This is a genomic window from Pseudomonas sp. RU47 (assembly GCF_004011755.1).
Lineage (GTDB): Bacteria > Pseudomonadota > Gammaproteobacteria > Pseudomonadales > Pseudomonadaceae > Aquipseudomonas.
In genome coordinates, this window is sequence record NZ_CP022411.1 from 1,362,230 (window position 1) to 1,374,606 (window position 12,377).

Genomic DNA, 12,377 nt, shown 5'->3' on the forward strand with positions numbered 1-12,377 from the left:
AGGAGATGAACATTGGACTATCCCAAGAGTGTGCCCAGTGTCGGACTGGTCAACGGCCAGTTTGTCGATGAGGACCCAATTGCCGGAAAACCCGGTTCGCTGATCCCGGCGACATGGGGCAACAGCGTCACGCAAGAAATTCTCAACGTTGTTCAAGCTGCCGGTCTGACGCCGAACGAGTCGTCAAACAATCAGTTGCTGGGGGCGCTGCGCAGCCCGGCATTGTTCATGACAGCGCCTCAGTTTGATGGCGGGCGCTCGGCAGCAACGTCCGAGTTTGTGCAGCGGGCGCTGGGCAGCTACGCAAGTGCTCGCGGTATATTCGCCGCCACCCAATTGACCCAGGCCGACGTTGGCTGTTCGATCGGTCTCGGTGGCAACGCCACGTATACCGTGACGCTTCCGGATGCCGCTGCGGTGCCGAGTGGTGCCACGATCAGCCTGCACTGCCGTAACAGCGCTCCCGTCACCGTGGCCAGTAAAACCGGCACACAGATCAGCCCGCAAGGTGCTTATCTGGCGTCGATCGTTTTGAACAATGGTGAGAGTGCGAACTTTGTCAGAGAGTCTGGAGTGTGGGTGGTGTATGGCACCGCTGCGCTCAAGTACTCCGTCAATTACGCCGCACAGTTCGCCACAGCGGGATATCAAAAGTTTCCCAGCGGTTTGATCCTGCAGTGGGTAACGGGGGGCTCCGATGCGAATGGCAACATGACGGTGTCGCTGCCGATCAGGTTTCCCAATGCTGTCGTCGGCGGTGTTGCCAATGAAGGCTACCCGTCAGGTTGGGGGGCCTCCAACGTCACCGTTTGGGCATTTGACGGCGCGAACTCCACGACAACGACAGTGGTGGCTCGGGTCCGAAGTGTCCAGGCTTCAAGTGTCAAGGTTGATTCGGGCATTTCGGGTCGCATTCTGGTTTGGGGGTACTGACCATGACTATTTATTTCTATGCGCAAAGCCTCGGTTTTGACCGGGTCGAAAGCGCACTTCCCGAACTGCCTGAAGGGGCGGTGGAAATCACCCAGGCGCAATACTCCGAACTGTTTGCCGGCCAGGCGAGCGGCAAAATCATCAGCGCCAGTGCCAGTGGTCAGCCCGTTTTGACCGACCCCGTCGTTTCTCCTGAAACGCTTGCCAGCCACGAGCGCGCATGGCGCAACCGCGTTCTGCAAAACACCCAGTGGCTGGTGTTTCGTGATGCCGAAGAACTGGAAGTGGGCGAGGGTACGACTTTGCGCTCCGAGGAATTCAAACAACTATTGGCGTATCGGCAGGCACTGCGTGATTGGCCGATTGATCCGGACTTCCCGAATTTACTTTCCCGACCAGTTGAGCCTGACTGGCTGGAAGGCTTGCTTCGGACAGCCAGTTGAGGAACTAACGTGGACTATCCAAAAAGCGTTCCCAGCGTCGGGCTGGTGAATGGCAAATTCGTCAATGAAGACGTCGTCGCGGGATTGCCCGGATCGTTGATCCCGGCGACATGGGGTAACGGTGTCACCGATGAATTGTTGAACGTCGTCAGATCTGCGGGTCTTGAACCCAATGAAACCGATGCGACGCAGCTGTTGCAGGCGCTGAAAAAAATCAGTCAGGCCGGTGAAGACAAGCATGCGATCGATATCGGCGCCGCCAATCTGTACATGGCCAACTACGTGCCGGCCATCAGTACGTTGAAGGACGGTCTGGCGCTGCGCTTTACTGCTGGTAATGCCAACACTGGAGCGAGCACATTCGCGCCGAATGGCTTGCTGCCCAAGCCGTTATTGAGCCTTGGGCTGAGTGCGTTGCGGCCAGAGGAGATTGTCGCCAGCAGCCTGTGTTCGGTGATGTACAGCGCTGCACTGGACAGTTGGGTGCTGGTGTATGCCAGCGGCGGTAATGCTGTAAGCGGCCGGTTGTTGGGAGTGAAGACGTTTACCGCATCCGGTACCTATGAGCCGACAACCGGGATGAAGCATGTTCTGGTCAAGGTGGTGGCCGGCGGTGGCGGAAGTGCGGGAGTCGGTGCGACCACAACCTCCCAGTATGCAACCGTGGGTGGCGGCGCATCCGGAAGTTATGCTGAAGCATGGCTGTCTTCCGACACGATTGGTTCTCGTCAGATCGTCACGGTGGGGGCTGGCGGAAGTGCGGGACTGGCAGCGGCGAATGCCGGAGGTGGTGGTACCAGTTCTTTCGGTTCGCTGGTTTCTGCTGCCGGTGGTGGAGGGTCGCCGTGGATTGGATTTGTCGCGAATCAGGGCATGGGGCTTTATACCGGAGGCTATCCCGGTCAGACGGCCAGTGGAGGCAACATCGTCAATAGCGCGGGAAATGCAGGCGCCCCCGGGATATCTGTCAACGGCTCGACCCTTGCTGGGCACGGTGGCAGCTCGCCGTTGGGCGGAGGCGGTTTTGGCAACAGCGCAGCAGGCTCTCTGGCCGCACCAGGTTCCGGTTTCGGTTCCGGTGCGGGAGGAATCGCCAACGCCCCCAATCAACCTGGCAGACCAGGTGGCACAGGTGCTTCAGGCGCCGTGATCATCTTCGAGTACGCCTGATGAAAACCTACGCACGCATCACCCACAACACCGTGGTCGAACTGTTCTCGACCAACGGAAACATGGCCGAAATGTTTCATCCGGATCTGCTCTGGGTCGACATCACTGAAATCACTCCGGCACCGCAAATCGACTGGACTGCCAATTTCGGCACACTCGGTTGGATGTTCACATCCCCCGAAGAACTTGCGCCGGAGAACTCACTGAAAACTCTGGCAAGAAAATGGTTCACAGGTGTTGGCCGTCAATCGTGATTCAATCGGGGGCAATATCCAGGGAGGATCAAGCATTATGCAAATAACTGAAAACAACCTTATCGACATCATGCCCAACGCCCGCTCCCAAGCGGGCGTTTTTGTTTCTGCACTCAACAGTGCCATGGCTCGGCGGCGTATAGACACGCCTAAACGTATTGCCGCGTTCCTTGCACAAGTCGGCCATGAGTCGGGGCAGTTGCGCTATGTGCGCGAACTGGGCAACAACCAATACCTGAGCAAATACGACACCGGTACGTTGGCCTTGCGTTTGGGCAATACACCGGAGGCCGATGGCGACGGGCAAAAATACCGAGGGCGCGGGTTGATCCAGATTACTGGCCGTTCAAATTATCGCCAGTGCAGCCTCGGTCTGTTCGGCGATGAGCGTCTGCTGTCGTTGCCCGAGCTGCTCGAGCAACCGCAATGGGCGGCCGAGTCCGCGGCATGGTTCTGGGAGCAGAACGGCTTGAATGAACTGGCCGATCGCGATCAGTTCAACAGCATCACCCGGCGCATCAACGGCGGGTTGAACGGGTTGCAGGACCGCCTGGAAATCTGGGCGCGGGCGAGGGCGGTGCTATGCCAATCCCTTGGCGAATGATCGGCATCCTGATGCTGGCCGCTGGTGCTTTTGCCGCGGCCTGGCAGTTTCAGGACTGGCGCTACGGCCGGCAATTGGCGGAGCAGGCACGGTTAAACGCCGAAGTCCTCAATCAACAGAATGTTGCTGCTGCCTCAGCGCAACAGGCTGAGCAGGATAAACGCCTGGCGCTGGAGCAACGACTCGCCGCCAGTGAACAAACCCACTACCGAGCGCTGAGCGATGCCCAACGTGATCAGGATCGCCTGCGCGATCGTCTTGCCACTGCTGATGTGCGCCTGTCAGTCCTTCTCGACGCCAGCGACGTTGCCCCAGGCTGCAACATGCCAGCCACCGCCGGCCCCGGCGGCGTGGATCATGCAGCCGTACGCGCCCGACTTGACCCGGCGCATGCTCAACGAATTATCGCCATCACCGACACCGGCGACCGTGGACTGATTGCCTTGCAGGCATGCCAGGCCTATGTCAGAGCGCTAGCGCCTGAACATTTTGAATGAGTCTGTGTATTGAAAGCGCAACCGGCTCGTGTACGGTGGAGGCATTCCACACGATCCGGAGCATTCCGTGAAAGAGATCACTCAACTGGCCGCCGAACTGGGCCGACGTCTTCAATTGCTCAATGCCCACGTCACCACCGCTGAGTCGTGTACCGGTGGCGGGATTGCCGAAGCCATCACACGGATTCCCGGCAGTTCGGCGTGGTTCGAGGCGGGCTATGTGACGTATTCCAACCGGCAGAAAACCCAGCAACTGAATGTGCCGGCCGAGTTGTTCGAAACGGTGGGCGCGGTCAGTCGCGAGGTGGTCGAGGCGATGGTGCGTGGTGCCCAGGACAAAAGCCTGGCGCGATTTGCCGTGGCGGTCAGCGGTGTGGCCGGGCCGGACGGTGGTTCACCGAACAAACCGGTCGGCACTGTATGGCTGGCCTGGGGTGTTGGCGAAACGGTCACCAGTGAAGTTCAGCACTTTCCCGGTAACCGCGATGATGTCCGCCGACAAACGGTGAAGGCCGCGCTAGAGGGGCTCCTGCGACTAGCGGCACGAGAAATCGAAAATCAGGGGTAGGCGATCCGCGAACGCTGTGGAATAATACTGGCTACTTATACAGGTGTTGGCCGTCAGGCCTTATTGATTACGTGAGGACTTTAATGGACGACAACAAGAAGAAAGCCTTGGCTGCGGCCCTGGGTCAGATCGAACGTCAATTCGGCAAGGGTGCCGTAATGCGTATGGGCGATCAGGACCGTCAGGCGATCCCGGCTATCTCGACTGGCTCTCTGGGTCTGGACATCGCGCTCGGCATTGGCGGCCTGCCAAAAGGCCGTATCGTTGAAATCTACGGTCCTGAATCCTCCGGTAAAACCACACTGACCTTGTCCGTGATCGCCCAGGCGCAAAAAGCCGGCGCGACCTGCGCATTCGTCGACGCCGAACACGCCCTCGACCCAGAGTACGCCGGCAAACTGGGCGTCAACGTCGACGACCTGCTGGTGTCCCAGCCGGACACCGGCGAACAGGCGCTGGAAATCACCGACATGCTGGTGCGTTCCAACGCGGTTGACGTGATCATCGTCGACTCCGTGGCAGCTCTGGTACCAAAGGCTGAAATCGAAGGCGAGATGGGTGACATGCACGTGGGCCTGCAAGCCCGTCTGATGTCCCAGGCGCTGCGTAAAATCACCGGTAACATCAAGAACGCCAACTGCCTGGTAATCTTCATCAACCAGATCCGCATGAAGATCGGCGTGATGTTCGGCAGCCCGGAAACCACCACCGGTGGTAACGCGCTGAAGTTCTACGCCTCGGTTCGTCTCGACATCCGCCGTACCGGCGCGGTGAAGGAAGGCGACGAAGTGGTCGGCAGCGAAACCCGCGTCAAGGTTGTGAAGAACAAGGTCGCTTCGCCGTTCCGTCAGGCCGAGTTCCAGATTCTTTACGGCAAAGGCATCTACCTCAACGGCGAGATGATCGACCTGGGCGTGCTGCACGGTTTCGTCGAGAAGTCCGGCGCCTGGTACGCTTACGAAGGCACCAAGATCGGTCAGGGCAAGGCCAACTCGGCCAAGTTCCTGGCAGACAACCCGGAAGTCGCCGCGAAGCTCGAGAAACAACTGCGTGACAAGCTACTGACTCCTGCGGTGATCGACTCCAAGGCTTCTGCAGTCAAAGAGACTGAAGACGACCTGGCCGACGCTGATATCTGATTGCAGCGATGACCACCGCCGTACTCGATACCCTCGTCGCTGTGCGGCGAACCGCCATGGACCTGCTCGCACGCCGCGAGCACGGTCGAGTCGAGCTGACGCGCAAACTGCGTCAGCGCGGCGCTGAGGCGGAGATGATCGAAACAGCCCTCGACCGTTTAACGGAAGAGGGGCTGCTTTCCGAAGCCCGTTACCTTGAAAGCTTTGTTTCCTACCGTGCCCGTTCCGGCTACGGCCCTCTGCGGATTCGCGAAGAGCTGAGCCAGCGCGGTTTGCAACGTGCCGATATCGAACTCGCCCTGCGCGAAAGCGGTATCAGTTGGCAGGAACAACTTCAGGACACCTGGCGGCGTAAGTTCTCCGGACATTTACCGATTGATGCGAAGGAACGGGCCAAGCAAGGTCGGTTCCTGGCCTATCGGGGGTTCTCGATGGAGATGATCAACCGCTTGTTCAGCGGTCGAGGGATGGACGATTAAACTGCTTCAATAAAAACGGCCCGCTATGAAAATAGCGGGCCGTTTTTTTTTGCCCTCATATTACCTTGGAGGGTTCGCGCGAACGTTGCGCTGTTTGCGGTTTTGAATGAGCCCAGTTTTCCGGCAGATTGATGTAGTCGATCAACTCCCTCAGACGCCCATGAGTGCGGGCATTGAAGGCAAAGGCCAGTCGCACCAGATGGCTGTACTGCGCTTCATCCTGCTCCTCACCGCTGTAGGCGTGTTGATGAAACTGGTCGCTCAGGCACAGATCGGCAAAGGCCTCCTGCATATGTTCCAGCGCTTGATCGCTGAGCTTGTGATGCATACGAATCACGAATTGCCGCTTGAGCCAGCGGCTGGAGTGGAAGTTGCCGTAGAACTGGTTGATCTGTTCCACCGCTTCCTCAACGGTATAAACCAGACGCATCAGCTTCATGTCAGTCGGCAGGATGTAGTGGTTGGCCTCCAATTGCTGGCGGATGAAGTCCATCGCGCCTTGCCAGAATGTGCCGCCTGGCGCATCCAGCAGCACCACCGGCACCAATGGACTTTTGCCGGTCTGGATCAAAGTCAGCACTTCCAATGCTTCATCCAGTGTGCCGAACCCGCCGGGGCATAAAACCAGTGCGTCAGCCTCTTTGACGAAGAACAGCTTGCGCGTGAAGAAAAAATGGAAAGGCAGCAGATTACCGGTGCCATCGACAGTGGGGTTGGCATGTTGTTCGAAGGGCAGGGTGATGTTGAAGCCGAGGCTATGATCGCGGCCGGCACCTTCATGGGCGGCGGCCATGATGCCGCCCCCGGCGCCAGTGATGACCATCATCCCCGAGCGGGTCAACGCCGCGCCGAGTTCACGGGCCATGGCATATAGAGGATGTTCGACTGGTGTACGCGCCGAGCCGAACACCGTGACTTTACGTCGGCCCTTGAATTGTTCCAGCACCCGGAATGCCTGCTCCAGTTCGCGCAGGGCTTGCAGGGTGATCTTGGCGTTCCAGCGGTTGTGGTCTTCCTGAGCCATGCGCAGCACGGTCAGGATCATGTCGCGGTAGATCGGAATGTTCGGGCTGTTGGGGGAAACACGGTTGAGTTGTTCTTCGACCTTACTGATGAGGTCGGGGCCGCTTTCCTGAAAATGACGACTCAAGAGGTCATTCGGTTGGTAAGGCATTCAACGTCTCCTTCTGCACAGAGCGGTTGGCCCTGACGAGCGGCGTCAGTGCCGCGCTGCAAAAAACACACGATCGACAGTTCCTTTCCTGCCGTTGAAAAGTGATCGGGAATACTCTGAATCTAGACCCTTGCGCGCAATCGCGCTGACTTGATCATTGCGTTGCAAGGTTTTGGCTGGCAACCGTTTATTGATTTTCCGCCCGTTCCGTCACCGCTCGTCCGAACGTGCGCCGAGCGGCAATCCCTCTGATTAACTAACTCACAGGCGCCGTACGACAGCTTTGCGTCAACAAACGTACGCAAGGTGCACGCGATTCAAGGATTTGCGGGTGGCAAGGAGGCGGGGCACATGGCCAGAGTGATTCTGGAGATCGATACGCAGCTGTATCGAATGTTGAAGGCATCAGCCGAGACCAATCATCTCAGTCTCGAAGAAGAGTGCTGCCGGCGGTTGGCGGGCGGCGAGCGCCGTTCGCACTATTTACAGGCCTTGCTGGCCGAACTGCGCGCCGAGGATGAACAGCGGCGCGCCAATTCTCGATGATTACTTCTTCTTCGCCGGCCCGGCTTTCGGGCAATCCGATTCCTGGTAGCTGGCGGAGCCGATCGCTTTGTTGGTTTTCACTTCCGTGAAGTCGTAACGCATGATCGCGCCCTTGGCCATCAGCTTGCGAAACGACGGGTTGTTGCACACCGAAGCGCCCAACTGGAAATACACGGCTTTAGGGTCAGCGCGCATCTTGTCGGCGTGGCTCTTCTGCACGCTCAGGTGGTTGATCAACTGCGTGCCTTCAACGGTGAAGCCCTGATCAAGAATGTCTTCACTGATGGCGCGTGGCGTGCCGACGCTGCTCTGGGCGGCGACGTTGCGCAGCTCGCGGTTCAGATTCTGCTCACTCAGGGAGGCAGCCTGAGCGGTGAAGGACGACGCCAGCAGAATGGCAGCGGTGGGAACGATAAGGCGCAGCATGAAACTCTCCTGGTTCAGTGACTGGTGGTTCGACCAGCCACGTGACTGTGCGTTCAGTGGCGGCGAATTATAGGGGAGCCGGTCGGGAGGGTACAGGCTTGTGCCCGTCGCTCTGGTAAACTGCCGGCCTTTATTGCCCTGCCGAGTGTTGTTCGTGTCGAGTTTTCCTGCTTTTCGGCGTTATCCGCGATGAATCATGCCCCCAACGCCGTCGCTCGTCTGCGTGACCAGCGTGAAGATGAAGGCATCAAGCCGATTCAGGCCCGTGGCTTTCGCTCTGAGCGTTGCCGCGACTGCCGGGTGATCATCAGCCATTGCCTGTGCGCCTGGCGGCCGAGTGTCGAAACGCGTTCGGGCGTGTGTCTGATCATGACCGGCAAGGAAGTGTTCAAACCGAGCAACACCGGTTGGCTGATTGCCGATGTCGTGCGCGATAACCATGCGTTTATCTGGTCGCGCACCGAGCCCGATCCGCAGATGCTGGCGCTGCTCAACGATCCGCAGTGGCAGCCATACCTGGTGTTTCCCGGCGAATACGTCGAGCCATCGCGCGTGACCAACACGGTTGCTCCTGATAGCAGCAAGCGCCCGCTGTTCATTCTGTTGGATGCAACGTGGACCGAAGCGCGGAAGATTTTCCGCAAGAGCCCGTATTTCGATCGCTTGCCGATCTTGAGTCTGTTACCCGACAAACTTTCGCGCTACCGCTTGCGTCGTTCGACCCGCAGCGAGCACTTGTGCACTGCCGAAGTCGCCGCGTTGTGTCTGGAACTGGCCGGTGACAGCGACGCCGCCTCTGCGCTGGACGCCTATTTCGACGTGTTCAGCCAGCATTACCTCGGCGCCAAACAGCAGGTCGACATGAATGAGTCCACTCCTGCTCACGCCGAGTTGCTGCCCTATATACGAAAGCCGCAGCCGGAGTTGGCCCAATAGTGGCCCATACTGTGCACAACGGCGGCCGTGCGGCTTGACCACCCAGTCTGCGCTGGGCATGCTTGGCGCCGATTGGGGTGCGGCCAAGGTTTGAAACGCCGTGTTTGCTGTTGATTGGCGTTGAACGTGCCCCTGTGGATATCGCCGCCAAGCGGTATCTTGAGTTGCTTTGGCCAGACCGGAATGCACCGCGTCTGCCATCAAAAACAGGATCATTTGAAAAATGGCCACATACGACATCCTGATTGCCGATGATCACCCTCTGTTTCGTAGCGCCCTGCATCAAGCGGTGACGCTGGGCCTCGGCCCTGATGTACGCTTGGTCGAAGTAGCAAGCATCGCCGAACTGGAAACCCGCCTGACCGAAAAAGCCGACTGGGATCTGGTCCTGCTGGACCTGAATATGCCCGGCGCTTTCGGATTTTCCGGATTGGTCATGCTACGCGGACAGTATCCGCAGATTCCGGTGGTGATGGTCTCGGCGCAGGAAGAAGCGTCGGTAATGGTCAAGTCCCGTGAGTTTGGCGCCAGTGGCTTCATTCCCAAGTCCAGCGACCTCAGCGTGATTCAGCAAGCGGTGCGCAAAGTACTCGATGGCGATGTCTTCTGGCCGCCGCAAGCGTTTGAAGCGGTCGCCGTTTCCGACGAAGCCAAAGCTGCCAGCGATGGCCTTGCCAGCCTGACGCCGCAGCAGTTCCGCGTGTTGACCATGGTCTGCGAAGGCCTGCTGAACAAGCAGATTGCTTATGAGCTGAGCGTGTCGGAAGCGACCATCAAGGCCCACGTCACGGCGATCTTTCGCAAGCTGAATGTGCGCACCCGCACGCAAGCGGCTTTACTGCTGCAACAACTTGAGTCAATTCCGAGCCAATAATGGCTGGCGTCTTCACGCTTTTTTGACTTTTGTTGATCTAGTTTTCCCACTCCTTTTTGGTTGGTTTCTACTTTATGTCACCTTTCAAGGGCCAGACCGGCCTGAAACGCATCCTCAACGCTTCCGGCTACTCGCTGGACGGTCTGCGCGCAGCCTTCACCGGTGAGGCGGCATTCCGTCAACTGGTGCTGCTTAATGTCGTGCTGGTTCCGCTGACGTTCTTCCTCAATGTCAGCCGCGTGGAGCAGGCTTTGCTGATTGCCGTGTGCTTGTTGGCGCTGATCGTCGAGCTGTTGAACTCGGCGGTAGAAGCGGCCATCGACCGCATCTCGCTGGAACTGCATCCGCTGTCGAAGAACGCCAAGGACATGGGCAGCGCCGCGCAATTCGTGGCACTGAGCATGATCGCGCTGGTGTGGGCAGTGATTCTGCTTTAAGCGATTGTCGGCAAGACAATCTCGTCGCTGCGCTGCACCCCGGCGGTGAAAGCGCGGCACAGCTCCAGAAACTCGCGCATCGCCGAAGTCTGGTATTTCTGCTTGTGCCAGATGAAGTAGAACTGTCGCGCCAGATCCAGATCCGGCGTTTCCACCGGCACCAGACTGCCGCGACGGAACGCATCACGCAGCGCCAGCCGTGAGATGCAGCCAATCCCCAAGCCCGATTCCACCGCGCGTTTGATCGCTTCGGTGTGTTCTAGCTCCAGTCGGATATTCAGCGCACTGCGATGGTGGCGCATGGCTTGATCGAAGGTCAGTCGCGTGCCGGAGCCCTGTTCACGCAGAATCCATGCTTCGTGAGTCAACTCTTCCATGGTCGCGCTGCCGCGTTGGGCCAATGGATGCTGCGGCGCGCAGAACACCACCAGCTCATCCTCGACCCAGCTCTGCACTTCGATGTCGGGGTGGCTGCAATCGCCTTCGATCAGACCCAGATCAATTTCGTAGTGGGCGACTTGTTGCACGATATTGGCAGTGTTCTGTACATGCAGCTTCACCTGACTTTCCGGATGGCGCTGCATGAAGCTGCCGATCAACAGGGTTGCCAGGTAATTGCCGATGGTCAGCGTCGCGCCGACCGACAGCGAGCCGAAACCGGATTTGCCGTTGAGCAGGTCCTCGATTTCCTTGGCCTGATCGAGCAGCGCCACCGCCTGTGGCAACAGCTGTTTGCCAAGGGCGTTGAGGCTCAGCCGTTTGCCGGCGCGGTCGAACAGCTGGCAGCTGGATTGGCGCTCGAGCTCGGTGATCGAGGTGCTGGCGGCCGACTGCGAGAGGTTGAGCAGACCCGCAGCACGGGATACGCTTTCCTGCTGGGCGACGGCGACGAAGACTTGAAGTTGACGGAGAGTAAATCGCATATCGATATAACCGATAACCCTTATCTTAATAATCCAGTTAACAGATATTGTCGTCGCTATTAGAATGCGATGCAATTGCGCACCGTCGCCTTCAAAAGCCAGCGCAGACCCAATCTCCAGGAGTCAAACGTACATGAGCAACATGAACCACGAGCGTGTCCTCAGTGTTCATCACTGGAACGACACTCTGTTCAGCTTCAAGTGCACCCGCGATCCGGGCCTGCGCTTCGAGAACGGTCAGTTCGTGATGATCGGCCTGCAACAGCCTAACGGCCGCCCGCTTATGCGCGCTTACTCGATCGCCAGCCCGAACTGGGAAGAGCATCTGGAGTTCTTCAGCATCAAGGTGCAGGACGGCCCGCTGACTTCGCAACTGCAGCACTTGAAGGAAGGCGACGAGATCATCATCTCGAAGAAGCCTACCGGCACCCTGGTTCTGGATGACCTGAACCCAGGCAAGCACTTGTACCTGCTGAGCACCGGCACTGGCCTGGCGCCGTTCATGAGCGTGATTCAGGACCCGGAAACCTACGAGCGCTTTGAAAAAGTGATCCTGGTTCACGGCGTACGCTACGTCAACGAAGTCGCCTACCGCGAATTCATCACCGAGCATCTGCCGCAGAACGAGTTCTTCGGCGAAGCGCTGCGTGACAAGCTGATCTACTACCCGACCGTGACCCGCGAGCCTTTCGAGAATCAGGGCCGCCTGACCGACCTGATGCGCAGCGGCAAGCTGTTCAGCGACATCGGCCTGCCACCGATCAACCCGCAGGACGACCGCGCGATGATCTGCGGCAGCCCGAGCATGCTCGACGAGACCAGCGAAGTGCTCGACAGCTTCGGCCTGAAGATCTCGGCGCGGATGCGCGAGCCGGGTGATTACCTGATCGAGCGTGCGTTCGTCGAGAAGTAAGCGTTTGGCCGGTGACGCGGAGCGTCACTGGATGCATTCCCACGCGGAGCGTGGGAACGAT

General features: G+C 58.6%; 17 protein-coding genes. 14 read left to right on the forward strand and 3 right to left on the reverse strand.

Features of this window, described 5'->3' with window-relative positions; translation table 11 throughout:
• The first annotated feature begins 12 nt into the window (after positions 1-12).
• The 9 genes from CCX46_RS06120 to recX all read left to right on the forward strand — a co-directional run bounded on the left by CCX46_RS06120 (position 13) and on the right by recX (position 6,087).
• The gene (locus tag CCX46_RS06120; protein ID WP_127926063.1) at positions 13-933 is read left to right on the forward strand and encodes a gp53-like domain-containing protein; all 921 of its coding nucleotides are present in this window, start codon (positions 13-15) and stop codon (positions 931-933) included.
• Positions 934-935: 2 nt separating this feature from the next.
• The gene (locus CCX46_RS06125) at positions 936-1,376 is read left to right on the forward strand and encodes a phage tail assembly chaperone (RefSeq protein ID WP_127926064.1); all 441 of its coding nucleotides are present in this window, start codon (positions 936-938) and stop codon (positions 1,374-1,376) included.
• A gap of 9 nt (positions 1,377-1,385) precedes the next feature.
• Positions 1,386-2,546: a glycine-rich domain-containing protein gene (locus CCX46_RS06130; protein ID WP_127926065.1), complete on the forward strand. Its 1,161-nt coding sequence runs from the start codon at positions 1,386-1,388 to the stop codon at positions 2,544-2,546.
• Complete coding sequence (locus CCX46_RS06135; protein ID WP_127926066.1) at positions 2,546-2,800, forward strand: hypothetical protein; 255 nt, start codon at positions 2,546-2,548, stop codon at positions 2,798-2,800. The genes CCX46_RS06130 and CCX46_RS06135 overlap by 1 nt, the downstream gene beginning before the upstream one ends.
• A gap of 37 nt (positions 2,801-2,837) precedes the next feature.
• A complete protein-coding gene (locus CCX46_RS06140) occupies positions 2,838-3,404 on the forward strand; it encodes a glycoside hydrolase family 19 protein (RefSeq protein ID WP_127926067.1) in 567 nt (188 codons plus the stop codon).
• Positions 3,383-3,901 carry a lysis system i-spanin subunit Rz gene (locus CCX46_RS06145; RefSeq protein WP_127926068.1) on the forward strand — a complete coding sequence of 173 codons (519 nt, stop codon included), beginning with the start codon at positions 3,383-3,385 and terminating at the stop codon, positions 3,899-3,901. The genes CCX46_RS06140 and CCX46_RS06145 overlap by 22 nt, the downstream gene beginning before the upstream one ends.
• Positions 3,902-3,968: 67 nt before the next feature.
• Complete coding sequence (locus tag CCX46_RS06150) at positions 3,969-4,469, forward strand: CinA family protein (protein ID WP_127926069.1); 501 nt, start codon at positions 3,969-3,971, stop codon at positions 4,467-4,469.
• An 83-nt stretch (positions 4,470-4,552) separates the two neighbouring features.
• The gene (gene recA, locus CCX46_RS06155) at positions 4,553-5,608 is read left to right on the forward strand and encodes a recombinase RecA (protein ID WP_127926070.1); all 1,056 of its coding nucleotides are present in this window, start codon (positions 4,553-4,555) and stop codon (positions 5,606-5,608) included.
• Positions 5,609-5,616: 8 nt separating this feature from the next.
• Positions 5,617-6,087, forward strand: a complete 471-nt coding sequence (recX, locus tag CCX46_RS06160; protein WP_008077166.1) for a recombination regulator RecX — start codon at positions 5,617-5,619, stop codon at positions 6,085-6,087.
• 55 nt (positions 6,088-6,142) lie between these two features.
• Here the strand turns inward: recX and CCX46_RS06165 are convergent, their stop codons facing one another.
• Positions 6,143-7,261, reverse strand: coding sequence for an LOG family protein (locus tag CCX46_RS06165; RefSeq protein ID WP_127926071.1), 1,119 nt, complete (start codon positions 7,259-7,261; stop codon positions 6,143-6,145).
• Positions 7,262-7,612: 351 nt separating this feature from the next.
• Here CCX46_RS06165 and CCX46_RS06170 point away from each other — a divergent pair, with 351 nt between their 5' ends.
• A complete protein-coding gene (locus CCX46_RS06170) occupies positions 7,613-7,807 on the forward strand; it encodes a hypothetical protein (RefSeq protein ID WP_034154934.1) in 195 nt (64 codons plus the stop codon).
• On the opposite strand, the gene CCX46_RS06175 is transcribed toward CCX46_RS06170, so the two are convergent.
• On the reverse strand, positions 7,808-8,233 hold the full coding sequence (locus CCX46_RS06175) for a PA3611 family quorum-sensing-regulated virulence factor (RefSeq protein WP_008077172.1): 426 nt from the start codon (positions 8,231-8,233) through the stop codon (positions 7,808-7,810).
• 189 nt (positions 8,234-8,422) lie between these two features.
• Between CCX46_RS06175 and CCX46_RS06180 the strand changes: the two genes are divergently transcribed.
• The 3 genes from CCX46_RS06180 to CCX46_RS06190 all read left to right on the forward strand — a co-directional run bounded on the left by CCX46_RS06180 (position 8,423) and on the right by CCX46_RS06190 (position 10,480).
• A complete protein-coding gene (locus CCX46_RS06180; protein ID WP_127926072.1) occupies positions 8,423-9,169 on the forward strand; it encodes a tRNA-uridine aminocarboxypropyltransferase in 747 nt (248 codons plus the stop codon).
• A gap of 223 nt (positions 9,170-9,392) precedes the next feature.
• Complete coding sequence (gene erdR / locus CCX46_RS06185) at positions 9,393-10,043, forward strand: response regulator transcription factor ErdR (protein ID WP_077571373.1); 651 nt, start codon at positions 9,393-9,395, stop codon at positions 10,041-10,043.
• Positions 10,044-10,117: 74 nt separating this feature from the next.
• On the forward strand, positions 10,118-10,480 hold the full coding sequence (locus CCX46_RS06190) for a diacylglycerol kinase (protein ID WP_042557932.1): 363 nt from the start codon (positions 10,118-10,120) through the stop codon (positions 10,478-10,480).
• Here CCX46_RS06190 and CCX46_RS06195 read toward each other — a convergent pair.
• Complete coding sequence (locus CCX46_RS06195) at positions 10,477-11,403, reverse strand: LysR family transcriptional regulator (protein ID WP_034154937.1); 927 nt, start codon at positions 11,401-11,403, stop codon at positions 10,477-10,479. The genes CCX46_RS06190 and CCX46_RS06195 overlap by 4 nt on opposite strands.
• 133 nt (positions 11,404-11,536) lie before the next feature.
• On the opposite strand from CCX46_RS06195, the gene fpr reads away from it, so the two are divergent.
• Positions 11,537-12,316, forward strand: coding sequence for a ferredoxin-NADP reductase (gene fpr, locus CCX46_RS06200; RefSeq protein WP_007908723.1), 780 nt, complete (start codon positions 11,537-11,539; stop codon positions 12,314-12,316).
• Positions 12,317-12,377: the final 61 nt, after the last annotated feature.